Annotated in this window: 26 protein-coding genes and 1 pseudogene; 6 read left to right on the forward strand and 21 right to left on the reverse strand. The window is 38.9% G+C overall.

Features of this window, described 5'->3' with window-relative positions:
* Positions 1–25 precede the first annotated feature (25 nt).
* Positions 26–478, forward strand: a complete 453-nt coding sequence (locus tag CYJ36_RS13315) for a hypothetical protein (RefSeq protein WP_142382710.1) — start codon at positions 26–28, stop codon at positions 476–478.
* A gap of 327 nt (positions 479–805) precedes the next feature.
* Here the strand turns inward: CYJ36_RS13315 and CYJ36_RS13320 are convergent, their stop codons facing one another.
* The 3 genes and pseudogenes from CYJ36_RS13320 to CYJ36_RS13330 all read right to left on the reverse strand — a co-directional run bounded on the left by CYJ36_RS13320 (position 806) and on the right by CYJ36_RS13330 (position 1,930).
* Entirely contained in the window at positions 806–1,399 is a 594-nt protein-coding gene (locus CYJ36_RS13320; protein WP_101567758.1) for a YdeI/OmpD-associated family protein, read from the reverse strand.
* Between the two features lie 133 nt (positions 1,400–1,532).
* Positions 1,533–1,622 (reverse strand): annotated as a pseudogene (locus CYJ36_RS13325) (SRPBCC family protein); the annotation flags it as partial.
* Positions 1,619–1,930: an ArsR/SmtB family transcription factor gene (locus tag CYJ36_RS13330; RefSeq protein ID WP_374702811.1), complete on the reverse strand. Its 312-nt coding sequence runs from the start codon at positions 1,928–1,930 to the stop codon at positions 1,619–1,621. The pseudogene CYJ36_RS13325 and the gene CYJ36_RS13330, both read right to left, overlap by 4 nt.
* A gap of 664 nt (positions 1,931–2,594) precedes the next feature.
* Between CYJ36_RS13330 and CYJ36_RS13335 the strand changes: the two genes are divergently transcribed.
* The 5 genes from CYJ36_RS13335 (at position 2,595) to CYJ36_RS13355 (ending at position 9,276) form a co-directional block, all read left to right on the forward strand.
* The gene (locus tag CYJ36_RS13335; protein WP_101567760.1) at positions 2,595–2,777 is read left to right on the forward strand and encodes a hypothetical protein; all 183 of its coding nucleotides are present in this window, start codon (positions 2,595–2,597) and stop codon (positions 2,775–2,777) included.
* 73 nt (positions 2,778–2,850) lie between these two features.
* Positions 2,851–3,564: a response regulator transcription factor gene (locus CYJ36_RS13340; protein WP_101567810.1), complete on the forward strand. Its 714-nt coding sequence runs from the start codon at positions 2,851–2,853 to the stop codon at positions 3,562–3,564.
* A 2-nt stretch (positions 3,565–3,566) separates the two neighbouring features.
* On the forward strand, positions 3,567–5,288 hold the full coding sequence (locus CYJ36_RS13345; protein WP_219621102.1) for a sensor histidine kinase: 1,722 nt from the start codon (positions 3,567–3,569) through the stop codon (positions 5,286–5,288).
* Positions 5,289–5,469: 181 nt separating this feature from the next.
* The gene (locus tag CYJ36_RS13350; protein WP_101567762.1) at positions 5,470–8,160 is read left to right on the forward strand and encodes a sigma 54-interacting transcriptional regulator; all 2,691 of its coding nucleotides are present in this window, start codon (positions 5,470–5,472) and stop codon (positions 8,158–8,160) included.
* Between the two features lie 87 nt (positions 8,161–8,247).
* Positions 8,248–9,276 carry an acyltransferase gene (locus tag CYJ36_RS13355; RefSeq protein WP_101567763.1) on the forward strand — a complete coding sequence of 343 codons (1,029 nt, stop codon included), beginning with the start codon at positions 8,248–8,250 and terminating at the stop codon, positions 9,274–9,276.
* A 70-nt stretch (positions 9,277–9,346) separates the two neighbouring features.
* Here CYJ36_RS13355 and chbG read toward each other — a convergent pair whose 3' ends face one another.
* The 18 genes from chbG to CYJ36_RS13445 form a co-directional block, all read right to left on the reverse strand.
* Complete coding sequence (chbG, locus tag CYJ36_RS13360) at positions 9,347–10,036, reverse strand: chitin disaccharide deacetylase (protein ID WP_101567764.1); 690 nt, start codon at positions 10,034–10,036, stop codon at positions 9,347–9,349.
* Positions 10,037–10,262: 226 nt separating this feature from the next.
* Positions 10,263–11,582 (reverse strand): 6-phospho-beta-glucosidase, encoded by a 1,320-nt coding sequence (locus tag CYJ36_RS13365; protein WP_374702805.1) that lies wholly within the window; start codon positions 11,580–11,582, stop codon positions 10,263–10,265.
* A 69-nt stretch (positions 11,583–11,651) separates the two neighbouring features.
* Positions 11,652–11,978: a PTS lactose/cellobiose transporter subunit IIA gene (locus CYJ36_RS13370; RefSeq protein WP_101567765.1), complete on the reverse strand. Its 327-nt coding sequence runs from the start codon at positions 11,976–11,978 to the stop codon at positions 11,652–11,654.
* A gap of 22 nt (positions 11,979–12,000) precedes the next feature.
* Positions 12,001–13,350 (reverse strand): PTS sugar transporter subunit IIC, encoded by a 1,350-nt coding sequence (locus CYJ36_RS13375; RefSeq protein ID WP_101567766.1) that lies wholly within the window; start codon positions 13,348–13,350, stop codon positions 12,001–12,003.
* A gap of 33 nt (positions 13,351–13,383) precedes the next feature.
* Entirely contained in the window at positions 13,384–13,689 is a 306-nt protein-coding gene (locus CYJ36_RS13380) for a PTS sugar transporter subunit IIB (RefSeq protein ID WP_101567767.1), read from the reverse strand.
* A gap of 670 nt (positions 13,690–14,359) precedes the next feature.
* On the reverse strand, positions 14,360–15,220 hold the full coding sequence (locus CYJ36_RS13390) for a DUF421 domain-containing protein (RefSeq protein WP_101567769.1): 861 nt from the start codon (positions 15,218–15,220) through the stop codon (positions 14,360–14,362).
* 33 nt (positions 15,221–15,253) lie between these two features.
* A complete protein-coding gene (locus CYJ36_RS13395) occupies positions 15,254–15,460 on the reverse strand; it encodes a DUF1657 domain-containing protein (RefSeq protein WP_101567770.1) in 207 nt (68 codons plus the stop codon).
* 12 nt (positions 15,461–15,472) lie between these two features.
* The gene (gene spoVAE, locus CYJ36_RS13400) at positions 15,473–15,823 is read right to left on the reverse strand and encodes a stage V sporulation protein AE (protein WP_101567812.1); all 351 of its coding nucleotides are present in this window, start codon (positions 15,821–15,823) and stop codon (positions 15,473–15,475) included.
* 5 nt (positions 15,824–15,828) lie between these two features.
* The gene (spoVAD, locus tag CYJ36_RS13405; protein WP_101567771.1) at positions 15,829–16,839 is read right to left on the reverse strand and encodes a stage V sporulation protein AD; all 1,011 of its coding nucleotides are present in this window, start codon (positions 16,837–16,839) and stop codon (positions 15,829–15,831) included.
* Complete coding sequence (spoVAC, locus tag CYJ36_RS13410) at positions 16,839–17,318, reverse strand: stage V sporulation protein AC (RefSeq protein ID WP_101567772.1); 480 nt, start codon at positions 17,316–17,318, stop codon at positions 16,839–16,841. The genes spoVAD and spoVAC overlap by 1 nt, the downstream gene beginning before the upstream one ends.
* A gap of 16 nt (positions 17,319–17,334) precedes the next feature.
* Positions 17,335–17,796 (reverse strand): YhcN/YlaJ family sporulation lipoprotein, encoded by a 462-nt coding sequence (locus CYJ36_RS13415; protein ID WP_257962476.1) that lies wholly within the window; start codon positions 17,794–17,796, stop codon positions 17,335–17,337.
* Positions 17,797–17,874: 78 nt separating this feature from the next.
* Positions 17,875–18,078, reverse strand: a complete 204-nt coding sequence (locus CYJ36_RS13420; protein ID WP_101567774.1) for a DUF1657 domain-containing protein — start codon at positions 18,076–18,078, stop codon at positions 17,875–17,877.
* Positions 18,079–18,448: 370 nt separating this feature from the next.
* On the reverse strand, positions 18,449–19,834 hold the full coding sequence (locus CYJ36_RS13425) for a M48 family metallopeptidase (protein ID WP_180850309.1): 1,386 nt from the start codon (positions 19,832–19,834) through the stop codon (positions 18,449–18,451).
* Positions 19,835–19,977: 143 nt separating this feature from the next.
* On the reverse strand, positions 19,978–21,150 hold the full coding sequence (yhbH, locus tag CYJ36_RS13430; RefSeq protein ID WP_101567776.1) for a sporulation protein YhbH: 1,173 nt from the start codon (positions 21,148–21,150) through the stop codon (positions 19,978–19,980).
* Positions 21,151–21,408: 258 nt separating this feature from the next.
* A complete protein-coding gene (locus CYJ36_RS23675; RefSeq protein ID WP_180850311.1) occupies positions 21,409–21,570 on the reverse strand; it encodes a hypothetical protein in 162 nt (53 codons plus the stop codon).
* 104 nt (positions 21,571–21,674) lie between these two features.
* Positions 21,675–23,570: a PrkA family serine protein kinase gene (locus CYJ36_RS13435; RefSeq protein ID WP_101567777.1), complete on the reverse strand. Its 1,896-nt coding sequence runs from the start codon at positions 23,568–23,570 to the stop codon at positions 21,675–21,677.
* Positions 23,571–24,060: 490 nt separating this feature from the next.
* Positions 24,061–24,534 carry a tRNA (uridine(34)/cytosine(34)/5-carboxymethylaminomethyluridine(34)-2'-O)-methyltransferase TrmL gene (trmL, locus tag CYJ36_RS13440; protein WP_374702806.1) on the reverse strand — a complete coding sequence of 158 codons (474 nt, stop codon included), beginning with the start codon at positions 24,532–24,534 and terminating at the stop codon, positions 24,061–24,063.
* Positions 24,535–24,578: 44 nt separating this feature from the next.
* Positions 24,579–25,469 (reverse strand): amidase domain-containing protein, encoded by an 891-nt coding sequence (locus CYJ36_RS13445; RefSeq protein WP_101567779.1) that lies wholly within the window; start codon positions 25,467–25,469, stop codon positions 24,579–24,581.
* Positions 25,470–25,490: the final 21 nt, after the last annotated feature.

The following is a 25,490-nucleotide window of genomic DNA, read 5'->3' on the forward strand; positions in this document are numbered from 1 at the left end:
TCTTTTGAACAGAAAGGGATTTGCTATGAAGAATATTAAATTATGTCTTTTGTTCATTGCCATTACTGCAGTAATTTTGGCAGGATGCAACCGTCCGCAGCTTAAGAACGAAGACTACAGCATGAAAGGCATTTATAACGGGACTTGGGTAGACAGAGTAAAAGTGAAAGAGGAAGGGAATTTTGTGATTGTCAACTTTCCTGAAGATGGTCAGCTCGCAGAATTGACACTTGGCCTAAAGTCTAAAGACAATAAAATTCTGCATGAGACAAACACAAAAACGACCATTCGCGGAAATGGCGATGGCCCCTTTAAAATAGAGGACCCTGCACTGAAAAAACCAGTTGAGGGTACAATCTCACTTCGAGGCGACGAAATCGTCATCAGCATTAACGGTCTTGATGAAAATGAGGAAAAGAAGCTCGGGCTGCATAACGGAACAAAGCTATACAGCAAAGTAGATTATGAACTGAAGTAAAAAAAAATGCATCAGCAATGCAAAATGCTTTATCGGTTTCTCCATAGAAAAAACAGAAACCAGACAGCATAATTTTGTTCATCTGCTGATGCTCTTTCTTTTCAGCAAAAAGCCAAAGAGTATACTTTGTGTGCAGTATTTTTCTTAGCTGGTAATGCGTAAGCCTGTTATAAGGTAGTTTACTTATACTCTACGGATCACTTTTTGTTTTTTTCCATTTTAAATTATTTGGATTGAGTGTTACCTGCGATCCAATAAGGAGTTCGAATGAACGCAAAGTGAGGTAATATCTTAAAGTTTGATTCATTTATTTTCTCATCGAGTATACTAATCATTTAATCCCTTTCCACCCAGAATTTGCTGCATATATTTTTCAACCCTTGACTGTCGAGTTTTGGATTGTTTGGGTTGAGAAAAATAAAGAATGTATGCTCTTTGCCGTCCCGGCGTCAATGCTTCAAAAGCAGTTTTCAAGTCAGGGTTTTCATCGAATTTATTTTGAAGTTCTTCAGGAATTATGAATTCTGTATTCTTTTTAAAATTCACTTCCAAACCGGCTTTTTCAACTTCAATGGCTTCATAAATATAGGCTTTTAAGATGGTTTCCATTTCAGCTATTTCTTGAACATTGGTGAACCGAATCTGGCGCGCCGACTGTACATTCTCCGTTTGTTGGATTAGAATCCCATGGGCATCCTTTAACAAGGCACCTTTGTGAAACAGAAGCGCACAATATTCTTTAAATCCATGTATTAAAACGATGTTTTTTTTCTCAAACGTGTAACAAGGATGCATCCACTTAAATTCTTCGGTCAGCTCACAGTCAAGAACGATATTTCTCAACTTCTCAAATTCTTCCTTCCACTTTTTAGCTTTACTTAAAAATTCATCAACCTTAGGATTCATTCTACTTTTTGTCATCAAGGAACACCCCTCTTCAATTTTTCGATAACTGACAGTCAAGAATGATCATTCTCGGGTTTCTCCAATTCTTTCTATCACTTTAATGGCATTACTTAATATTCATCAACCTTGAATCATTTTCCATGACCTACTTGGCAAGCTTGCTTGAATCGGTTAAGGCGGACAAAACCTTCTCAATCGATGTTGTGAACTGAAAATCCAAGGATAATGTCAAACTCATTCATCTTCCTCCTCTAATAGTTGGTTCAAACGCAACATATTCCTACTCCAGAACTTGCTGTAGAAAGCCACCCAATCTTGAATTTCCCGCAGTGGAATAGCATTGAGCCTATAACGTGTTTCCCGTCCAACTTTTCGATCGGTTACGAGACGAGCATCTTTCAAGATAGCTAAGTGCTTGGAAACCGCCGTACGACCCATTTCAAACTGAGATGTCAATTCGTGAAGAGGTAATTCTTCTGCGCCTGCCAATAGACGAATCAGTTCACGTCGAGTCGGGTCGGCAACGGCAACATACACATCCCTCATTTTATTTGTATCGGTCAAAATCATCCTCCCCTTACTTTCGAGTTATGAAAAGACTCCGATTGGTGTCTGATTATAATAGGACATTTATTGGTGTCGTGTCAAGCAGACCTTGCTTGGAAAGTTATAGGGAGCTTATGTCGCTAATCTGCCCCGATAGAAAATAGATCGCCGCTGCAATCATTTTAGGGCTCAAGCGTTTAGAATCTACTTCATCACTTTCTCTAATATCTTACTCACAAATTTAGTTTTACCATTAGTATAAGCAATACAGTCTTTTGAGGTCTTTGCCAACTTACTTTGTGTACTCAGCGGCCTCCTCTGAAATGGTACGTACATAACTTCGAAATGCTATATGTTTTAGCTAATTCTTTACTATCCTTATCACACAAATAGTGCTGGTTTGAGTGACAGGTGTGGAAGGATCTTGCCTATCTGCCACCAAAGCTGAACAAAAAAAGAAGCGGTTCAATTCCCACTTCATATCGAGAATCACTTATCTTTGTTTATATGTAAACAATGATTTAACACTTATTATGATAGATAATTGCTTCAATATTTAACCTGCCTATACAATTAAGCTGCTTTTAAGGTTCTAATAACATGGAATAAAGGTGGAATTGGTAAACTTTTCAAGGTAATTATTAAATAAAGAGGAGCTAATTTAATGAAAGCATTCTTGAGAATCATAGCCATTTTTGCCATGGCAGCCTTACTTTCAAGACATTTTGGAGTTACGTTTGTAACAGAACATTATTGGTGGTTTTCATTTTTCTTTTTTAGCGCTGTGATCGGGATTATTCTTATCGATTTCAAGGAAAAAAAGAAAGTGAAACAAGCTGAAAAATAGATAAAAGAAACCCTTAACAAATCTTCTATTTTGAATTAAGGTAAATAAAGACAGAAGGGGGATGATTTCCTTGATTCAGAATTCAAGAATTCTGCTGGTTGACGACGAAGAAGCGATATTAAAGCTTGTAAAGACTGTTTTACAAAAAGAAGGCTTTTCACATATAGATGAATGTGTAACAGGAGAGGCTGCCCTTCAGGCCATTGACAAAAAACAGTATGATTTGATTGTACTGGACATCATGCTCCCTGATAAAAGCGGGTTTGAACTTTGTCCGCTCATTAAACTGAAATCAGACGCTCCGATCATTTTCTTAAGTGCCAAAAGCGGTGATCTGGACAAACTATCAGGATTTGCCTTCGGTGCGGATGACTATATTACAAAACCGTTCAACCCTCTTGAAGTTGCCGCCCGTGCTAAAGCACTATTGAAACGCACGATGCCCCAGTCCGTTCAAAAGACTGTAATGGAAGAACGATATCAATATGAACGATTTACCTTAAATGTATCATCAGCAGAACTTATCGTTGCGGATCAATCGGTAGACTGCTCTGCACAGCTTTTTCAGCTATTAATTTTCTTTTGCAAAAATCCAAATCGGGTGTTTACTAAGCATCAGCTTTATGAGAATGTTTGGAATGATCATTATATGGTCGATGACAATACAGTAATGGTGCATATCCGCAAGCTGCGCGAAAAAATCGAAGAAAATCCGAGCGAGCCCCGCCATATTAAAACCATAAGAGGTCTTGGCTATAAATTTGTAGATGACAGGAAAAAACAATGAACTTGAAACGAAAGCTTACCCGTTTTTTCGTTTTTCATATGGTCGTCTGGTTCATTATGTTCCTGACCATCATCGGAGCGACACTGGCAATCTTAATGACTCAGGATTTTAATAATATTTTAGAAAAAGAAGTAAAGCGGATTGATCCATTATATATAGGAGATATCTTTCAGTTCTCAGAGGATGCCATCTCCCTGGACAAATATGCAAAAAGTGCGATTAAAAAGCAGAATGGCTGGCTCCAGGTGATTGATGAAAAGGGAAACGTTGTTTTTTCTTATTTAACTCCTTCTTCCATCCCTAAAAAATACACATTGCCTAATTTTTTTGCTGAAGCTGAAAAAGCATTTCACTATGAACAAACGTATTGGATGCTGCATCAGGAGGAAGAATCATATATCGTGCTTTACGGAAAGCATTCGGTCAATACCGAATTAATGACAGAACTCATTGACAGCGGCATTACGGTAAATGAAACACCTGCACTCACCAAAAAATTGGAAGAAACTTTTTCAAAAAAGAACGGATGGCTTACGGTCTACAATCCAGATTATTCACTTCTCTACTCTTTTAATAAACAAAACAAAAATTTACCTGGCTACTATGAAATCTTGTCCTATAAAAAAGAACCATGGAACCACAAAACGTCCATATCAAGTTATGTTGATCCAACAACCGGAAATATCTATATCATCGGCACACCAAATAAAAGCTATTTTCCTGACGATCAGTATGACAATACTGTAGTCTTGTCCTTGCTAAAGGGATTAGCTGTTTTTACTCTCTTTACGGGGATGTTATTTTTCCTTATTTCCATATGGTACTCCAATAAGCTGGGGCGGCCGCTGCTGCATATGATTCTATGGATTGAGAATCTTGCATTTGGACGATACGAAGAACCGCTGTCTAAAAAAGGCGTCAGAGCAAGCTCACGCCATAACGGAAAATTAAAAAACTCATTTAGAATCTATCATGATATTATTTACTCTTTGAATGTTCTGACTTCTAATTTGATTCAAAAAGAGAAGGACCGGGCTGAGATGGATGAAAAAAGAGAAGATTGGATTACCGGACTCTCTCATGATTTAAAAACGCCTTTAAGCTCTTTATACGGCTATGCTTATATGCTTCAATCTGAGCAATATGACTGGACCAAAGATGAAGTGCAGGAATTTGCCGGTATTATGAAAGATAAAGCAAGCTATATGACATCTCTCATTGATGACTTTAATTTGACCTATCGTTTAAAAAATAACGCGCTTCCCCTGCAAATCGAAACTGAAGAAATGAACGAAATAATTAGAAGAACACTTGTTCATATTTTAAATGATCCCCTGTATCAAGAGCGTCTTATTGATTTTCAGCCGTCCGAAGAAGAAATCTGTTATCCTATTGACCGCAAGTGGTTTCATCGCATCATCGAAAATCTTGTTGCCAATGCGATAAAGCATAACCCGCCGTCAACAAGCGTCAGGATCTCTCTGAAGAAAGCGGATGATTCCTTTTCCATCTTCATTGAAGACAATGGAAAAGGAATGGACGAGGCAACTAAAAACAACCTATTTGATCGATATTTTAGAGGAACAAACACTGAGGAATCGACAAAAGGAACCGGACTCGGCCTTGCGATTGCAAAGCAATTAATTCATGCCCACCATGGACAGATTACGGTTTGGAGCAAGCTCGGCGAAGGTACCAGGATAACATTGAAATTCCCACTTTAATACCAATAGAATCAGGTCAAATCTATAAAAGATTTGGCCTATTCCAATAGATCTATTTAACAGCTTAAAATGATGTTCATTTTAAGGTCTCTGTGATATTTTATATAGTAGATTACACTTGAATTCTGAATATTTATTCTTATATTTTGTAAGCGTTTTATCAAAAGGGGTGTCACGATTTATGAAGAGAAAGGATCTGGTTTACAGCTTATTTACCCAGGAGCAGAACAACACTGGATTTTCTGCCTATCAAATTTCAGAATTGCTTTTGTTGGATCGTGCAAATGTAAGCAGTGATCTGAATAAATTAGTGAAAGAAGGAAAACTATCAAAATCCTCGTCAAGACCCGTTGTTTTCTATCTGAATTCGTCTGATTTTTCCATCCATGAAAACGATAGTGTCAGTTTGCTTGATTCGTTTCAAAAGGAAAACCGCAGTTTGAGGACAGCGCTCGATCAGGCAAAATCAGCTATCCTATACCCCCCTCATGGCATGCATACGCTAATATTTGGCGAAACAGGTGTTGGAAAATCGATGTTCGCCTCCATGATGCATAAGTTTGCAATGGAAGCAGCGCGACTGACTGAGACCGCTCCATTCGTTGTTTTTAACTGTGCTGATTATGCAAATAATCCTCAGCTTTTGCTTGGCCAGCTTTTCGGTGTAAAAAAAGGGGCTTACACAGGAGCTGTTGAACAAAAAGGACTGATTGAAAAAGCAAATGGGGGAATCTTATTTTTAGACGAAGTTCATCGGCTTTCACCTGAAGGACAAGAGATGCTCTTTACGTTTATCGATGGAGGGATGTACCGCAGATTAGGAGAGTCAGAGAATGAACGCAAAGCACAGGTTCTCATTCTGGCAGCTACAACGGAAGATCCCGTTTCCTCTCTGCTCCAGACATTTAAACGGAGAATGCCGATGGTCATCACCCTCCCTCCGCTTCGGGAACGCTCCTCTGAAGAACGCTTGTTATTGATCAAACGCTTCTTCACAGATGAAAGCATCCGCTTAGGAAAAGAAATTCACGTCTCACCGAATACAATGCGTGCTTTGCTCTTCTATCCATGCACAAGCAACATTGGCCAGCTCAAAGCGGACATTCAGCTGACATGTGCAAAAGCATATGCTGAATATGTCACAAATAAAAAGCAAAGCATTCAGATCCGTTCTTCAGATTTGAACTGGTATATTAAAGAAGGCTTATTTATTGAGAAAAAAACGAAACATTCTCTGATTCAAATGAACGAGCAATACACGTTCAGCCCGACCGACACTTATTCCGTTCAGGCTCAGCCTTCATTTGACCATACTATTTATGAACAAATTGATATGAAATATGAAGAATTGAAAAATCAGAATATCAATCAAGATGAAATGGCTATGCTGATGGACCATAACATCCAGGCTCTTTTCAAACAATATTTAAAGCAAACGATCCAGCAAATGAGCAAGGAAAATCTTCAAAAGATTCTTTCAGCAGATATTGTAAAAGTAAGCGAAAAAATTATTCATCTGGCTGAAAAAAGATTAAACCGCACGTTTGATGAGAAAGTTTTTGTAGGCCTCTCCCTTCATCTGCAAACGTTAATGCAGCGGCTGGAATCACATAAACAAATTTATCATCCGAATTTAACGGCAATCCGTGAGCAATACCGGGACCAATTTAATGTGGCAATCGAGAGTATGAGGCTTGTTGAGGATACGTTTTCCATTACGATTCCGTTTGATGAAGTTGCGTTTCTTACGATGTTTTTCGTTGTAGATTCTGATGAAGCACCGAGCTTTCACACTTCCGTCTTCGTACTCGCTCATGGAAACGGAATTGCAAGAGAAATGGCAGCTGTAACCAATCATCTCTTGGGTAATGAAGAAATTACAGGGATTGATATGCCGCTGCATGAATCGCCAGAGGAATTCTTGCAGCGTGTCAAAAAAGAGATCAAGGCCTTGCATCATTGCAGCGGACTGCTCCTATTGATTGATATGGGATCCTTGTCCTTTATTGGGGAAATGATTGAAACCGAGTTCTCCATTCCCGTTAAAGTCATCCCTATGGTCAGCACCGCACATGTCATAGAGGCCTCCCGAAAATCAAGCCTTGGCTATCATTTGGATGAACTATATGAGGACGTTAAAAATTTAACACCCTTCTATCTTCAGACTCAAAAAGAGAAGCGTTCAAATAGCCAAACGATGAAATCAGTGATCTTAACCGCATGTTTAACTGGTGAAGGCAGTGCCATTGCGATCAAAAATATCCTTGAAAATTATTTGCATTTCAATAAAGAAATCATTGAGATCTTGCCGATCAGTATTTTTGATCGAAAAGAAATGCACAAAATGCTTACAAATATATCAAAAGAGCGCAATATTCTCTGTATTGTCTGCAACTTCGAAATTGCCTTGCCTTACAGGACCATACACGTTCAGGATATTTTGAACATGAAGGAGATCAAAACGATACAAGAGCTGATAACCCATGAGGAAACGTATATTAAAATGGCCGATGCTCTGCAGCAGACTCTTTCAATTGATGATGCAAGCGGAGTCATTACGATTGTGCGAAACGTTTTAAACGATCTTCAGCTTCAGACAAATACGTATCTGAATCATGAAAGCCTGATGGGCATCGTTCTTCATATCAGCTGTATGCTTGACCGCTTGAGAAATAAACAATCCTTTGTCACCTATCCTGATAAAGAAGAGAAAATAAATGAACACTATCTTCTTTATTTAAAAATACGTAAAGCATTAAATAAAATTGAAGAAGCATATCAAATTGCCATCCCTAATGATGAAGTGTGCTTCATCATGGATTTCTTATTAAAAAATGAGAGCAGTGCTAAAACTGAAAAAACGTCCGTCTGATGTAATCCAGACGGACGTTTTTTTATTATAAAAGCAATTTTTGTAAATAATAAGACCATTCTAAAACCAGAACGAAGGGGCTATATAATGGAGAGAAATTATGCAATAGACTTTATTAAATTTTTTGCGATATTTGCTGTAGTTGTGATACATACGTTTCCATTAGATAGTCAGATTGCATTATTTATTCTTGATAACCTTTCTAGATTCGCTGTTCCTTTTTTCTTTGTTGCTTCTGGTTATTTGTTCGGAATAAAAATTTTAAAAAACAGAGAGTCTGTTGTATATTTCAAAAGATATGTTATAAAAATAGTTAAAATTTACGTTTGCTGGCTCATATTTTATACAATCTACGATGTTCTCGTCATCTATCAAAGTCATTCTAATGTTCACCAGAAATTAATGAAGTATTTTGATGAATTTACAATGCTGAATCTTTTATATTTTGGCAAAGGGACCAGCGGGTATCAATTATGGTTTTTAACGGCCTTAATTTGGAGTATCATTATTCTGTTTATTTTTTTCAGACTAAAAAAACTAAATGTGCTATTAACACTTAGTTTTATTTTGAACATCATAGGCCTTTTCGGACAATCCTATTCAATATTCTATAAAATTTCGATAAACACTAGAGATGCAATATTCTTCGGTTTATTTTATACAACGTTAGGATTTTTCTTTGCTTATCATTCACAATTTATGAAATCCTTGAAAATAAATATAAACATTTATCTATATTTATTTTTTGTCTTTTCATGTCTGCAAGTGGTAGAGGGCTATATTTTAGAAAAGAGATTATCAGGCAGTCACGGAGAATATTTTATATCCACCATTTTTCTAACCTTGTTTTTATTTTCCTTTGCACTGAATAACAATCAGTTAGGAAAAGGTTTGCTTGTAACAAAAATTGGTAGTAATGCATTAGGTATTTATATTATCCATGTTTTTTTCATAAAAATAATTGAGATGGGAGTAAATGTTTTGGGGCTGAAAAGCATGACAGAAAATTTAATTTGGACCCAGCTATTTACCCTGTTTATTTTTGTTATATCGTATGTTGCATATAATATTCTTCAATCAATAAAACAGGCATTTAAAGGGAGAAAAATGAAATAATAAGAAGATTATCTGCTTCTAAGGGTACCAGTATGGCGGTTCCCCTAGAAGTGAGATTGAGATAAATAAGCTATATACGTCCAGATGCCATCAAAATCGAAAGCTCATTGCTTCTTTGCAAACAATAGGAAGAACCCTTTAATAATGCTTCATCAATATACGCAGGGTGGCACATGACTTCAACCCGAATATCCCCGTGATAGTTCTCTTGCAAATCCGTAAAATAATCCGGACTTAAATCATCACCGTAAAAAGTATGAACAAATACATCAGAGAATGCTTCCAGGCCTTCTTTTTCCCCTTCCCAAAAACGCCTGACCGGCAAATCATACTTATTTGAAAGCTTCTTAATAACCTGCTCAAGCACTGGCCATGAATGAACATGATGATGACTGTCCAGATGAGTCGGAGTGAGTCCAAATGACAAAAACCGCTGAATTTGCGCCTCCCATTCAATCTCAACTTCCGCACTATTCAGATTCTGGTTTTGCCCAGGATCATTTTTAATCTTAAAAAAGCCGTTATTATCTAGTAAAGAAGGTACTTGATCGCTTACTGCCTTTCCGCAAGTGAGCGTTAAGTGAATGCCGATCTGGAGCTCGGAATGCTGCTTAGCAAGCGAAACAGCGTGCTCTGCACCAGGCATATTCACCATCATTGTCGCTGAATTTACAATACCGTGAGTATGTGCGTCAATGATTCCGTAATTCACACCCCGTGAATAGCCAAAATCATCTGCATTGATAATAAAATGAGGCATAAAATTCCTCCTGTCTTCTTAAAGAGGGTGTGCTTGATTAGTTATTATTTAAGGCTGTTTTCGCATTGATTGTTGTTTTAGGTTATTAATTGTACCCGTGGATTTCGGCTGCAATCCACTAAAGGTTTTAACCATTTTTTCTAAAAGCAGCAAACTTTACGAAAAGAGCTTTATTTAAAATTTCAGTCGCCATTTTCTGCTCCAATACCAAACTTTTAAAATACTATTAACGATAAGAAGCTTCCTTGAAAAACTGCGGAAGGTATTGTTTATGCGCTTCCAGCATTTCATCAAGAATTTGCTTTGCTACACGATCTGATGGAACGAGGGGATTAATGGACATGGCGAGTAAAGCCGTTTCGTAGCTGCCTGTAACTGCTGCCTCAGCCGCCACTCTTTCAAACGATTTAATTTGCTGAACCAGCCCGTTGACAGCCACAGGAAGCTCTCCCACCGCAATTGGCTTAGGACCTTCTTTTGTAATGATGCAATCCACTTCAACCGCTGACTCATAAGGAAGATTTGTTATCGCTCCCTTATTTTCAACATTTACTGGCTGAATGTCCCCTTTATTATTGTAAATGGAGTTAATTAAGCTGCAGGCAGCATCACTGTAATAAGCCCCTCCGCGTTTTTCCAGCTGCGGCGGCTTGATCGACAGATTTGGATCCTTGTAGAGTTCAAACAAATCTTTTTCAAGCTGCTTTACGACTTCTCCTCTGCACCCTTTTACAGCAGCCTCTTCTTTCTCTTGAGCAAGCATTTCCCGCGTTTTATAGTAATAACGGTGATATGGACATGGAATCACCTGCAGCGCTTTCAAAAATTGCGGCTCCCATTCAAGGGACGCAATGTTTTGCATCGACATTTGCTTATCCTCAGCAATCAGTTTATCGATAATATCAGCAGTTTTGTCCTTCCCATCTAAATATACACGCAAACCGAATACCATATGATTCAAACCTGCAAAATCAATTTGTATTCGTGCACTTTCAACATTCATGACTTTTGCAATGTGCATTTTCATGCCGATGGGAACGTTGCACAAACCTACTGCTTTCCTAATCTTGCTGTATCTTAAAACAGCTTCTGTAACCATTCCTGCTGGATTCGTAAAGTTAATCAGCCATGCATCCGGACAAAGCTCCTCCATGTCACGGCATATATCAAGAATGACTGGAATCGTCCGAAGCCCTTTAAATAAGCCGCCTGGACCATTCGTTTCTTGTCCGATGACATCATACTTAAGCGGAATTTTCTCATCCAATATCCGAGCATCTATCGACCCTACACGCATTTGTGTTGTCACAAAATCGGCATCCTTTAACGCAAGCCTTCTATCAGTCGTTAACTGAATTTGAATTGGAATTCCGGCTTTTTCGACCATTCGCTTGGCCAGCTGCCCGACAATCTCCAGTTTCTCTTTACCAGCTTCGATGTCAACGAGCCAGATTTCTGAAACAGGGAGTTCGCTGTAGCGTTTGATAAATCCTTCAATTAATTCCGGTGTATAGCTTGAACCGCCGCCTATGGCTACAATTTTCATTATATTCACCTCATTCTTTTTATAAAAAACAAAGGGGAGCGCACACAAATCGTTCCCCTTTCTCATTTTTCAGTTTTTCTTTTCTATTTTTTTATGCAAATAAATAATCTCCTGTGTCAGCTCTCGAACCGTGATAGTGTTCATTAAGTGATCCTGTGCATGCACTAAAAGAATGGACACTTCTGCTTTCTGACCGCGGGCTTCTTCCTGAATAAGACCTGTCTGAGAATGGTGAGCCTCCTTCAGCTCATTTTTTGCCTGTTCAAAACATGCTTCCGCTTCTTCAAAGTTCCCTTCTCTGGCATATTGCATCGCTTCAATTAGAGAACTGCGTGCATTGCCGCTGTGAAGAATGATTTGGAAGGCCGTTTGTTCAATTGAAATGCTTGCTGTCATGATTGTACTTCCTCCCTTTAAGTTATACAGATAAATTGTTATTGCCAGCCTCTGTTTGTTCTTTTATTTTTTTCGAATCAATCCGCTCTTGGAAAATGACAAATGGCAGATAGATCGCAATCGATATCACGAGATTGATTCCTGCCATGACCGCTCCTGAAAGATGGGCACCTGTCGCCAGGTATCCTCCGATGATAGGCGGTGTCACCCAAGGAATATTTGTGACTACAGGGTGTACGAGACCAAGATCAATCGCCAGATATGATGTAACCGTCAGCACAATCGGCGTTGAGATAAAAGGGATAAGCCAAATAGGATTCAGTACAATCGGCAAACCGAACAGAACTGGTTCATTAATCTGGAATATACCAGGCGGCATCCCTAAGGCCACAATTTGTTTACGCTTCTTAGAGGCAACAAGCAAAGCAATCAGCAGTCCAAGTGTCGCACCTGATCCTCCCAAAAAGACGAATGCATCGAAATATGGACCGGCCATTACTGCATATTTACTAAGATCATCTACCCCGGCTGCCGCCAAGTCAATATTTTTATTTCCAAGTTGTGTAAATAACGGCGTTGTAATCCCGCCCAGTATATTCGGTCCGTGTAAGCCAATTGCCCAAAAAGCATGAATAAGGAAAGCTAGTAAGATGGCAAATGGCAGAGAATCAGCTGCATTTGTGAGCGGTGCAACAAGCACTTGATTCAGCCAGTCATTCAAATACATGCCGTTCGTTGCTTTTCTAAACAACAAACCGGCAAGTCCGAAAATAAAAATCGTAATCATACCAGGTACGAGCTTTGCAAAGGCTCTTGCAACCGCAGGAGGTACTCCATCCGGAAGCTTTATGATTAAAAATTTCACTTTAGCCAATCTGACAAAAACTTCTGTTGCAACAAGAGATACAACGATCCCTGTAAACAAAGCAGTAGAGTTTAAATACGTATTGCTGATAAAACCCCAAGCATCCCCTGTCTCAGGCTTTTCCGCAATCGTCAGCGTCACTTTTGCAACTTGAGGAACAAGGACGAAAAACGATGCAAGTGCAACAAGCATGGCTTCAAATCCATCATCATCATAGGATCTTGCAAGCTTATAGGCAATTCCTACTACTGCAAAAACCGTCATAAAAGCAAAGGTTCCCCACCATATGTCTCCGCCAAGTGTTGTCCATGTATCTCCAAAAATCCAGACCATCATTTTTTGGTATGGCGGAATAGCAGCACCTAAATTATTGAATAAAACAGCAAATGAACCGATCATCGTAATAGAAATCATACCAATGAGTGCATCGCGAATCGCTAATAAATGACGGTTATTCCCAAACTTAACGGCACTGGGAAGAATATACTTTTCAATAAACTCCATCATGATTTTTCACCCTCAATCTCAAAGTGTTTAGAATTATTTGTTCGCCAAGCTTACAGCTGTTTCAAGAACAGCCTTGCCATCCATCATTCCGTACTGAATGGAGTTGATGACTTCAACCGGAATTCCTTTCGGATCCGCAATCGCTTTCATATTTTTCAGCAAAAATCTCACTTGAGGACCAAGCAAAACTACATCAGCCTGTTTCATTTCTTCTTTTGCCGCATCACCAGACACTGCCCAAATCTTTGCTTCAACGCCCAGTTCTTCTGCTGCTTTTTCCATCCGAGTGACAAGCATGCTCGTCGACATCCCCGCTGAACAAACAAGTAAAATATTCATCGTTTCCCCTCCATCTGGTTTCTTTCTCTTTCACATATGTATTATGCAAGTCCTGTGCCAACCTTTTAATCTTCTGATTTATCAAGCTGCTAAACTGCTGTGTTTTATTCATTTCCTTGTGTGTTGGTTTTGAAATAGACAGTGTGTTGCCTTATTGCTCATTTGTGTGTAAGTAAGCATTTGTGTGTGTTTTAAAGGGCTCAAATAAAAGCACTAGTTAAATGCAGAACGGTGGTAAACACGGAGGTGAAGTTCTAATTCATAAATTACTAGATACGGTTATACGTATCTAGTCGAGGGAGTTGAAGAAATCACTTTTACACGTCCCGCTCCCAATACCTAATAAATCAAGCAGAGATATAAGAATTATTAGCAAACCTAAAAGAAAAATCCCTGATTCAAATGAAAAAAGGGAAATCAGCTTTAAATATTTTGGTTCATTTTTTGAATTCAAAAAGAAAAAAAGTCCTCCAATCAGCATAAAAAATAGGCCAATTCCGAAACCAACTAAATTGCACATTTAAAGCCTCCATTCAATAAAAGTTTGTGAAATTTTTCTGCTAATACCTGATTCACTATCCTGCACCGTTTGCTGCATTTAAAAACGCGTCTCCTCATATGAAGAAACGCCACTTTTTTTGATTGCATCACGCTGAGAAGGAAGCAGCCATTACCCTCTTAAAATATGGGTCACTTTATCAATAGCCTCTTGTAATTTTTTACTATTTTCACTATACATATGCTTTGCCTCTTTTGATTCAGTTCCAAGTGCAAACAGTTCTAAGTCTGCCTGACATTTTTTCATTGCGGCAAAAATTAATGGTTTTTCTTGAGGTAATGGAACTTGAATTTTATCATCAAAAAGGTCTACGGTTAATTGTCCGTAAGAATCTACCTGTCCAAGAAAAACATTTTCAATGGTAACTCCCAGTTTTTCCAGTTCAGTTTTCAGCCAATTTCTGCTTCGGCCACTAGTAGACAGCGGCTCATCTAGGATTTCTCCATCCATAATGACAGTCTGGGGTTCCTTAATGGAAGCAACATTCAAGTTTACATCTTTCGGAGTTAAAGGCTGATTTTCTTTTTTTAACAGAACACTTAGTTCCCCCGTCGGCTCTAATAACGCAAATTCCACATCAGCCACCTGGAAGACATCCTTATTTCGAAGCAATTCCAGCAATTCATCCGTTGTGTATTTTTCCTTTTTTAAATTTTCTTCCATAATTTTCCCATCTTTAATAAAAACAGTTGCTTTCCCTTCTATAAAATCGCGAAAGGCTTTGCTTTTTAAAGAAAGCAATCCTGCTAAAAAAGGCATTGAAGCGAAGATCACGATTCCGATTATCCCGTGAATCATGTTCTTTTCAAGCCCCATAGCAACTTCTCCTGCAATACTTCCAATTGTAATGCCAGTGACATATTCAAAAAATGAAAGTTCGGAAAGCTGCTTTTTACCTAACCATTTTGTAATTAGAAATAAGACAACTACAAATAAGAATGACCGTACTACTACATCTAACCACTCAGGCACTGTTTTACACCTCCTGTTTAAGAATGGTTTATCCTAAAAACCTTTATATTGAGACTCTTCTCGTTCCAATTCCCCAATTCGCTTTTTTAAATCTGTTGATATTTCATGCACGATCATCATGGTTTCATGCAGTGTGCGTTTTGATTCATTCTGCTGAGTCCGCAACGCTAAACTAGATAGATCAGCCTCAATGCCTTTAAGGTTAGCAAAACATTGTTTCACTTCTGATGCGATGGTCAATATGAATCCTCCTTATCCTTTTGGTTTAAATAGCAAGGCGCCGATCATTCCGAAAATGATGGCAGCTGAAATACCGGCACTTGTCACTTCAAACATTCCCGAAATGACACCGACTAACCCATGTTTTTCTGCTTCTTCCATTGCCCCATGTACAAGGGAATTTCCGAAACTTGTAATCGGAACCGTAGCTCCTGCTCCTGCAAAATCAATGAACGGTTCATATAAACCAAATCCATCAAGAATGGCACCAATAACAACAAACGTACTTAATGTGTGAGCGGGAGTGAGTTTAAACACATCAAACATAATTTGTCCAACGACGCAAATCAAACCGCCTACGACAAAAGCCCAAAAGAAAATCATGATCGTCATTCACCTCCGTATTCAATCGACACAGCATGAGCAATACAAGGAATCGTTTCATTTTGCTGAAAGCTTAAGGGCGATAATAAAGCACCAGTCGCTGCAACCAGTATGCGTTTAAACTCACCTTTTTTCATTCGGTTTAACAAATGACCGTATACGACCGTTGCTGAACATCCTGCCCCACTGGCTCCAGCGAGTACTGGCTGCCCTTCCCGATAGATCATCATTCCACAGTCCTGATACTGTTTTTCATTTATTGGGGTCCCATGTTTTTTAAATAAATCAAGTGAAATTTCGTGTCCGATCTGACCAAGATCTCCTGTTACAATCAAATCATAATAGGAGGGATCTAGATTTCGTTCAGTTAAATGAGCCTCAATCGTGTCAACGGCAGCAGGAGCCATTGCACCTCCCATGTTAAATGGATCGGTCATTCCCATATCAATGACACGGCCAATCGTTGCAGATGTAACACGAGGACCCTCTCCTGATTGACCTAATAGAGCAACTCCTGCACCAGTTACGGTCCATTGAGCTGTAGGCGGTTTCTGTCCACCGTACTCTGTTGGATAGCGGAACTGTTTTTCAACCGCAGTATTGTGACTGGATGCTCCTGTTAATAAATAATTGGCTCCTTTGGTGTTAATAAGATAGGCGCCAAGAGCCAGTCCCTCCATTGAGGTCGAACAGGCACCAAACAATCCAAGATAGGGTGTCCCTAATGTCCGGCACGCAAAGCTAGTAGGAGTAATCTGATTAATAAGGTCTCCTCCAAGGAAAAACTGAATTTGCTCCTTTTGAAGACCAGCTTTTTCTATAGCTCTTTGATTAGCTTCTTCAATAAGAACTTTATGTGCTTTCTCGTAGGAATCTTGTTTTAACCATAAATCGGAATGAAGGAGATCAAAATCTTCAGCTAGCAGCCCATCTGCTTCAAATGGTCCTCCGACAGTTCCAGTGGAGAGAATGACCGGCTTCTGATCAAAGATCCACGTACGATGACCCATTAACATTACAAACCACCCCACTGGATAAGAATGGTTTTGATCGTAGCAATTACAAACGCGGAAAAAGTACCAAACAAAATGACAGAGCCAGCTAATTTAAACATATTGCCGCCTACACCCAACACAAACCCTTCTGTTCGGTGTTCAATGGCTGCTGATATGACAGCATTTCCAAAACCGGTAACTGGAACAGCAGACCCAGCGCCTCCAAATTGGGCGATTCGATCATAGACTCCGAAACCTGTAAGAAGCATAGAGATGAAAATTAAAGTCCCGACTGTCGGATTTCCAGCCGTTTGATCAGTAAAATCAAAATTATAAATATAAAACATTTGAATACACTGACCGACCAGGCAAATGAATCCGCCTGTTAAAAATGCTTTTATACAATTTTTAAATATTGGCCTTTTTGTTTCCAGCTGCTTTTCAAGGGTTTGATACTCCTGTTGTACAGGTGTTAATTGTTTCTTTTGCTTATTCGACATGCCTATCCCTCTTTCGTCATGCTTTTTCCTTCATAAGACTTTTAATTTTATCGAAAGATTTTTTTAATGATTTCTTTTGTGTATGATCTTTTTGCAGTTTTTGTTCTAGCTGTTCCAGTTCCAAATAAATTTTTTGATCAGTGGAAACAAAGATTTCATACTCGGGATATTTTTTTTCTAAGTCTGCTTTCACTTTCTTTTTGATGTCCTTTAATCGAAACCTGTCAAATTGGTCGACTTTTACCGCCAATAACAGCTCCTTATCTGTATTCACAGCCTTTACACCTGAAATCTCCTCTTCTTTTATTACTTTTTCTTTTGATTGATTGGCTACAGATTGATCGATTGGCTTACTCGTATGTACATACTCGATATTCATATCATTATTGTCAGATCCAAGCTGATTCTGATTTCCATTACATCCCGAACCAATTCCAATAGCAGCAACAATAATAAGACAAATGTTTAATGTCTTCATCTTATTTTTCATGGAATCACCTATCCGTTTCTATCGATAATAAAAAAAGGCTGATTGAGTCAACCTTTTTTATTGTAATTATTGTTTGTATTGAGGTTCTTCTTGCTCAATTTCCTGAAGACGCGGAGAGATACTGTCAACAACTGCTTGTGTTTGTTGAGCCGCTTGTTGGTAAAGCTGTTTAGCTTGTTGATTATCTGTACCAAGTGCAAAGGTTTCTAAACTAGCTTGTGCGCTTTTTAATCCTGCAAGAGTTTGCTTAACTTGAGCTGATACTGTCATTTTAATCCCTTCTTTCTTTTGATTTATGAGTTACAAATTTTATTATTGCTTTATTTATGTTGTTTATGAAAAATTGATATGGTAATTAAAGGGAGAATGACTGATCTTCCTAAAACAGCATTATTTATTTATTTTGCCAATAGAGTTGTAAACCCGTGTTAGAAGAACTTCTGGCACAGGTTTTTATTTAAAATGGTAATTCTAAAAAGTGTATAGTGAAGCCAGTAAATAAATTTAACGCATCAAGTATTAATTTAAAAAGTGACAATAGCTGTCATCTGTCTATTCAAAATTTATTCTCCCTGGTAAAACTAAAAAATAACGACAAAAAAGTCCAAATCATATTCGATTTGGACCTCTTTCTTAAGGGCTACTTCTTTAATAAGTCTGCAATCTCTTTCATGTTTTCTTCCTCAGCAATCGAAACAGCTGTTGCCCCTTCCATGTTGGCGTAATCTGGATTTGCTCCTGCATTCAACAATAGTTCAACCATTTCGATATCCCCTGAGTAAACAGCTGATATCAGCGGTGTTTGGCCGTAGCCATCCTCAAGATTCACATCGGCATCACTTTCAATTAACAGCTCAGCAAGCTCTATGTCACCTTGTGCGATAATATCAACAGAAGCCAAATCTCCTTCTTCTGAAAAAACATTTGGATCTGCTCCGTTTTCAAGGAGAAGCTCAATCATTTCAAGATTGCTTCCATACTCTTCTTCAAGCATATCCGATACCGGGTAGATCGCATACATAAGCGGTGTCATCCCTAAAGCATCCTGTGCATTCACATCTTGTCCTTCTTCTATCAATTCAATTGCACGCTCTCTGTCATCATCAGAAGCAGCCAGCATAAGAGGTGTCGTTTCTTCACTTTCAAGCATGAAATCACTGTAAAGGCTTGTTTTTGAAAGCATTTGAAAAAGAAACACACTCCCTGCTCCAAGAAGAAGAACAAAGACGGCAAATCCAGCCAGTCCAGCTTTGAACATCACAGTTGTTTTAAATGAAATAGATGGATCATGCTTGCCGAATTTCTCATTTAGCTGATGTATTCTCTTTGGAAGGGCCGGGTGCGTTGAAACCTTTTCACTAAGCCATACAAACAGATTTTTTTCAAGGCTGCTCTCTTTCAAGTACTCCGCCTCATTGACATGTCTGTAAAGCTCCGGCCCAATGGCTAGAACGGTTAATGCACGCTTTGAAGCATCAAGATTTTCAGTATAATAGTGTGCCAGTGCGTCACACGTATACTCGCACGCTCTAGAATAAGCACTGCCTAAAAACGGTACCCAATTTCCAAACAAAACAAAAAGATTTTTTAAAATATGATTTCGTTTAATATGTGCAAGCTCGTGAGCGATCACAAAATCAAGCTCTTCTTTTCCTTCTTTTACATGCAGCTCTGTTATTCCGGAATACAGCACAACCATGTTGCGGCCAAAGAATCTGGATGCAAATGCATTCAGCATCCCCTCTGACTGAACGATAAAAACATCTGGAAGCTTTTTCATTTCCATTTTGATCGCCAATTCATATACTTTGGCATGAATTTCAGGGAACTGCTCTTGCGTTACCTTCACGCCATTACCTCGTATCATCCCCATTGAAAGAAAGTGAACGATAATAGGAATAAGCATCAATCCAAGTAAAAAAATGAGTCCAATTCCAGTAATAATAAAAAGGAAATACATAGGTATGCTAATTAAAAGCATTAAAATAAAATAAATGCGTTCTTTTCTGTAAATATGATCTGACATGTTTTCCTCCATTTTGAATGTCACTTCCGTGTGTGATATGAACTATCCTATTTTACCTATTTTCTTATCTTTTTGGAAGATGCTTTTTTCAAGAAAAAGGAAAGAGGATGAATTCCTCATCCTCTTTTCATGATCATATTTAATTAAGCGTACATTTGCTCTTCTTCTTTTCGGAAAAATCCTTTCATCGCATGAAACACGTCGACCTTTTGTTTGAGGATATAATGGCGGAATCTCTCATCAGAGATGTTTTTATACGCGGACATTAGGGTTGAGTGACGATTGTACTGATTTACTTCGCCATAGCCAAACATGTTTGAAACCTTCATCAGCTCTCCAACCAGTTTGACGCAGCGGGCATTGTCTGAAGTTAAATTATCACCATCTGAAAAATGGAACGGGTAAATGTTATAGCGGCTAGGCTGGTACTTTTCTTCAATAATTTCAAGCGCTTTTCTATATGCAGAAGAACAAATCGTCCCCCCGCTTTCTCCCTTTGAAAAGAAATCATCTTCTTTAACAACCTTCGCTTCTGTATGATGGGCAATAAATTCAATTTCAACCTTCTCATACTTTGAGCGCAAAAATCGCGTCATCCAAAAGAAAAAACTTCTGGCCATATACTTTTCCCAAATTCCCATTGAACCGCTCGTATCCATCATGGCAATTACAACCGCCCGTGATTCAGGTTTTACAACCTCATTCCATGTTTTAAATTTCAAATCTTCAGGATAAATTGGATGGAACTTTGGTGTACCCGCCATGGCATTACGTTTATATGCCGAAAGCATGGTACGTTTTTTATCAATATTCCCCATCAGACCTGTGCGCCTAATATCGTTAAACTCAATATTCTCTACGACAATCTGATCGAGCTCTTTCCTCTTCAAATTCGGAAGCTCAAGTTCTTTGAACAAGGCCTCCTCAAGTTCCATCATTGATACTTCCGCTTCGTAGTAATCTTCTCCGGCCTGATCGCCTGCTCCCTGCCCTTTGCCTGGACCGCTTGCATTTGACTGAGAACCATCTCTTGCTACTAAGTCGCCAACTTTGCTGTCCCCATTTCCTTGACCAACATGTTTATTTTTATCATAATTATATCTGATTTTATATTCATCCAGTGACCTGATTGGAATCTTAACAACATCTTTGCCATTTGACATCACAATATTTTCTTCAGTAATGAGATCAGGCAAATTGCTGCGGATTGCTTCCTGAACCTTCTCCTGGTGACGCTTCTGATCATCGTGGCCTTTGCGATGGAGGGACCAATCTTCATTCGAAATGACAAAGCTGTGTCCATTTCCTTTTACCATCTATAATTCTCCCCCTCCAAAAAATATTTTTTGGAATATATTCACCAAACTATACCTTCTTACATAAAATAGCTTTGGGTCTAGATTCGGCATTGTTTAGATTACTCTATCCTATGCTGGAAAAAGAGATAATTGACAAATAATTTAGAAAATTAGACTTGTCTTTTTAAAAAATAGACAAGTTGCATCGTGCATATTTATTTAGCGGATGCTTGATTTTATTCAAAAAAAAAACTCTCTGAAAGGCGCAGAGAGTTTTTATTTATCTTCTTCATGCTGTGCTGGATCTGGTTTTTTGCCGCTTTTTTCAACTTCTTTATTTGTTTTCATGTGCTCCATAATCTTTGAGTGCTCCACTAAATCCTTCATATTACGGACCATTGTTCCATTTTCCACTTCTGTTTCATTCTTTTTCGTCATGTTAAGCACCTCCAGTATGGCTTTTCTTTTCCCGTTATTATCCAATTTGAAACCAATCTTGAATCATGAAAGCAAAAGCCAGGCACTAGATGCCTGGCTCTATATTATCGATTTAACAGACTGCCTACATAGCGCAGCAAGTCGTTGGCAGATGTCGAGTTATATCCATGCTCTTCAATAAGCCGTCTCACTACTTCATTAATTTTCTTCAGCTGCAGTTCATCTGGTGTTTTCGAAGATGTTGTAATTTTAACAACATCCTTCAGATCGGCAAACAGCTTTTTTTGGATCGCTTCACGCAATCTTTCATGCGAATTATAATCAAATCGCTTCCCTTTACGTGCATAGGCAGAAATGCGGATCAGGATTTCTTCTCTGAAGGCTTTTTTCGCATTTTCGGAAATGCCGATTTGCTCCTCAATGGAACGCATTAGCTTATCGTCCGGATTCATTTCTTCACCTGTCAGCGGATCGCGGATCTTATTTTTATTGCAATACGCCTCTACATTATCAAGGTAATTATCCATTAGCGTTTTTGCTGATTCCTCGTAAGAGTAAACGAAAGCCTTCTGCACTTCTTTCTTCGCCAGATCATCGTATTCTTTTCTGGCTACTGAGATAAAATTCAAATAGCGCTCACGGTCTTCATTTGAGATAGATGCATGCTGATCCAATCCTTCTTTTAAAGACCTCAGCACATCAAGGGCATTAATGGACGGAATTTCTTTACGGATAATGGTAGATGAAATCCGGTTAATGACATAGCGCGGATCAATTCCGCTCATGCCTTCATCAGCATATTCTTTTTGAAGCTCCTCGACATCGACTGTATTATAGCCTTCTACACTTTCGCCGTCATACAAACGCATTTTCTTGACGAGATCGATATCGCCTCTCTTTGGATCTTTCATTCTCGTCAGTATTGTAAACATAGCCGCAACCTTCATAGTATGAGGCGCGATATGAACATCTGCAACATCACTTTCACTGATCATCTTCTCATAAATTCGTTCTTCTTCAGACACTCTTAAATTGTAAGGAACAGGCATGACGATAATTCTGGAATGCAGCGCCTCATTTTTCTTATTCGAAATAAATGAGCGGTACTCGGTTTCATTTGTATGCGCAACAATCAGTTCATCTGCTGAAATTAACGCAAATCTCCCTGCTTTAAAATTGCCTTCCTGCGTAAGCGAGAGCAAATGCCATAAAAACTTTTCATCACACTTCAGCATCTCCTGGAACTCCATCATACCGCGGTTCGCTTTGTTCAGCTCTCCATCAAACCGATAGGCACGAGGATCAGACTCTGAACCAAATTCGGCAATGGTTGAAAAATCAATGCTTCCAGTTAAATCTGCAATATCCTGCGATTTCGGATCTGAAGGACTGAACGTTCCAATGCCAGTACGCTTATCTTCTGAGAAAAAGATACGTTCAATAATCACATCTTCAATTCTTCCGCCGTACTCCTGCTCAAGTCTCATCAGGTTTAATGGCGAGAGGTTTCCCTCAATCCTAATGCCGGATTCTTGAAAGAAATCTTCTCTTAAATGATGGGGAATCAAATGCAATGGATCCTCATGCATCGGGCATCCTTTAATTGCATACACAGCTCCGCGGTCAGTCAGTGAATACGCCTCAAGACCTCTTTTAAGCATTGTCACTAACGTTGATTTCCCTCCGCTTACTGGCCCCATAAGCAGCAAGATTCTTTTCCTGACATCTAAGCGTTTGGCTGCAGGATGAAAATACTCCTCAACAAGACGTTCCAATGAGTCTTCAAGTCCAAATAGCTTATGATCAAAGAACTTATAGCGCTTTGATCCATTTTCTACCTCTATACCGGCGTCTTTTATCATATTGTAAACTCGTGAGTGAGCCGATTGTGCAACCCATGGTTTTTCTTTTAACATATCCAAATACTCAACGAAGGTTCCTTCCCACTTAAGCCGCTGTTCATCTTCTCTATACTTTTCAATTTTTTTTAAGATATCCATAAGGACCTCCTCCATCATTGGTGATACTTGAGCGCGATTAATACACTTTATGCAAGGATGTCCCCCAACATTCTTCTTTTGAATGGAAAAGGTTTTTTACTAAGAAAAGCGGAATCACCCGTTCTGACTGAGGGGCTGGGTGATGGAGCTGGACACTAAGAAAAGCGGAATCACCCGTTTAGACCCGACAGGCAGAAAAGGATCCGAAAGAAAAACATTGTCCAGATTTATTCCCTAAAAAAGATAATTCAGGAAATCTTCCCATTTTTATTCACATGATATTTGGGATAAGATATAATAAGACTAGCTATGTAAGGGTCATCATTTACATATAAGGGGGGAATCAGCACGATGAAAACGGCATTAATTTTAGGGGTATGCATTACTTTCTTAGTTTCAATCTTCACTGCTGGATACAATGATAAACCGGGTTTGAAAAAATAAACATACTGAAAACGGCTTGAGAGGAAATTCCTCTCAAGCCGTTTTTTTAAATCAATCCAGGGTAATTTTGCTGTCTTAGTGCCTCATAAATTAGAATCGCAGCCGTATTGGATAAATTCAAAGACCGCACATTCTCTGTCATCGGCAATCGCAGACACCTTTCCATGTTGCTTGCAATTAAATCTTTAGGAAGGCCTGTCGTTTCTTTTCCAAAAACGAAAAAGACGTCTTGATCTTGATCACTATAGTCAAATGAAGTATGGTTCTTTTCGCCAAACTTCGTTATAAAATAAAATTCGCCTTCTTGAAATGCTTCAAAAAGCTCATCTAATGAATCATGATAAACAACATTCACATATTCCCAATAATCAAGTCCCGCACGCTTAAGCATTTTGTCATCTGTAGAAAAGCCAAGAGGACGGATTAAGTGCAGCGTTGTATTGGTCGCAGCGCAAGTGCGTGCAATGTTTCCTGTATTTGCTGGAATTTCTGGCTGATATAGTACGACATGTATTGCCACATTCTTCACCTCATCTAAATCTGTTACCCGTATTATACCACTGTTTATTTTTTAGGACTCGAATCATCCTCGATATGAAAGAATTTATACTTTATATTTGGTGTGTACGCCGTTGAGTCCTCATAATCCCAGTACCGCATCCTGCTGTTATACGTATTCGCATTTACAAGCGGCATGTTCGCCTGATCTTTTGCTACTACGATCGTTGTATGGTCAAACCTTCCGTCGCCCTGGAAATCATAGCAAATCACATCTCCAGGCATTAATGCTTCCGGAGCTCCAACGGACGTTGCTCTTAAGCCTGTTTTTGAATTACCAAGAAACAAGGTAAGCGAATGGGCAACCGTCCAGCTGTAGCTCCATGAATTATTCTGCATCCACCATCCGCTAGAACGGCCTGGATAACCTCTCATCCTGGCACCGCCGGCATGCAGACACTGCGAAACATAATTTGTACAGTTCACATCGAAGTTTTTAAACTTCGGATTGTGGCTGTTCCACCATCTTTCAGCATATTGGACTGCAGCCAAACGATCATAATAAAAAGGAGCTCTATCATGACCAGCTGCAGGTTTTTCATCGAACTTCTCCGTTTTAAGATGTTCTATTTTAAAATCCCTGACAATTTCCCCTTGAATAAAAACGGCTGTACGATCCTCTACTTTTTCTTCAAGGTAAATCGAGTCTTGATCTTTATGCAGATACTTGTAATGGCAGCGATATTGAACATGCTCCTCTTCATTTGAAGCCTTTTTAACATGGGTAAGCTGAACAGTAGCGGTTCCTTTAAGAACATCTACTTCTCGATTTTGAAGGATCTTTTTTTTCCTCAAAAATACAGAACGATCTTCTATCACATCAAGCTCTAGTGCGCTTCCATTGTTTATCAGCATTTCTAATTTCGCTTTCATCATATCTGAAAGATCTTGTTTCATACATCCTCACCGCCAAATATG

Origin of the sequence: Bacillus sp. UMB0893, assembly GCF_002858905.1 — a bacterium.
Lineage (GTDB): Bacteria > Bacillota > Bacilli > Bacillales > Bacillaceae > Bacillus_P.

What these genes read in the sequence shown, in the direction of transcription:
- CYJ36_RS13380 (WP_101567767.1), bottom strand. Translation starts at nt 13,689, where the DNA reads ATGAATATTTTACTTGTTTGTTCAGCGGGGATGTCGACGAGCATGCTT.
- CYJ36_RS13320 (WP_101567758.1), bottom strand. Translation starts at nt 1,399, where the DNA reads ATGACAAAAAGTAGAATGAATCCTAAGGTTGATGAATTTTTAAGTAAA.
- CYJ36_RS13365 (WP_374702805.1), bottom strand. Translation starts at nt 11,582, where the DNA reads ATGAAAATTGTAGCCATAGGCGGCGGTTCAAGCTATACACCGGAATTA.
- spoVAD (WP_101567771.1), bottom strand. Translation starts at nt 16,839, where the DNA reads ATGTTAATGGGTCATCGTACGTGGATCTTTGATCAGAAGCCGGTCATT.
- spoVAE (WP_101567812.1), bottom strand. Translation starts at nt 15,823, where the DNA reads ATGATTTTCTTTTGGGCTTTTGTCGTAGGCGGTTTGATTTGCGTCGTT.
- spoVAC (WP_101567772.1), bottom strand. Translation starts at nt 17,318, where the DNA reads ATGTCGAATAAGCAAAAGAAACAATTAACACCTGTACAACAGGAGTAT.
- yhbH (WP_101567776.1), bottom strand. Translation starts at nt 21,150, where the DNA reads ATGGTAAAAGGAAATGGACACAGCTTTGTCATTTCGAATGAAGATTGG.
- CYJ36_RS13415 (WP_257962476.1), bottom strand. Translation starts at nt 17,796, where the DNA reads ATGAAGACATTAAACATTTGTCTTATTATTGTTGCTGCTATTGGAATT.
- CYJ36_RS13350 (WP_101567762.1), top strand. Translation starts at nt 5,470, where the DNA reads ATGAAGAGAAAGGATCTGGTTTACAGCTTATTTACCCAGGAGCAGAAC.
- CYJ36_RS13370 (WP_101567765.1), bottom strand. Translation starts at nt 11,978, where the DNA reads ATGACAGCAAGCATTTCAATTGAACAAACGGCCTTCCAAATCATTCTT.
- CYJ36_RS13335 (WP_101567760.1), top strand. Translation starts at nt 2,595, where the DNA reads ATGAAAGCATTCTTGAGAATCATAGCCATTTTTGCCATGGCAGCCTTA.
- CYJ36_RS13420 (WP_101567774.1), bottom strand. Translation starts at nt 18,078, where the DNA reads ATGACAGTATCAGCTCAAGTTAAGCAAACTCTTGCAGGATTAAAAAGC.
- CYJ36_RS13435 (WP_101567777.1), bottom strand. Translation starts at nt 23,570, where the DNA reads ATGGATATCTTAAAAAAAATTGAAAAGTATAGAGAAGATGAACAGCGG.
- CYJ36_RS23675 (WP_180850311.1), bottom strand. Translation starts at nt 21,570, where the DNA reads ATGACGAAAAAGAATGAAACAGAAGTGGAAAATGGAACAATGGTCCGT.
- CYJ36_RS13445 (WP_101567779.1), bottom strand. Translation starts at nt 25,469, where the DNA reads ATGAAACAAGATCTTTCAGATATGATGAAAGCGAAATTAGAAATGCTG.
- CYJ36_RS13425 (WP_180850309.1), bottom strand. Translation starts at nt 19,834, where the DNA reads ATGTCAGATCATATTTACAGAAAAGAACGCATTTATTTTATTTTAATG.
- CYJ36_RS13315 (WP_142382710.1), top strand. Translation starts at nt 26, where the DNA reads ATGAAGAATATTAAATTATGTCTTTTGTTCATTGCCATTACTGCAGTA.
- CYJ36_RS13330 (WP_374702811.1), bottom strand. Translation starts at nt 1,930, where the DNA reads ATGAGGGATGTGTATGTTGCCGTTGCCGACCCGACTCGACGTGAACTG.
- CYJ36_RS13375 (WP_101567766.1), bottom strand. Translation starts at nt 13,350, where the DNA reads ATGATGGAGTTTATTGAAAAGTATATTCTTCCCAGTGCCGTTAAGTTT.
- chbG (WP_101567764.1), bottom strand. Translation starts at nt 10,036, where the DNA reads ATGCCTCATTTTATTATCAATGCAGATGATTTTGGCTATTCACGGGGT.
- CYJ36_RS13355 (WP_101567763.1), top strand. Translation starts at nt 8,248, where the DNA reads ATGGAGAGAAATTATGCAATAGACTTTATTAAATTTTTTGCGATATTT.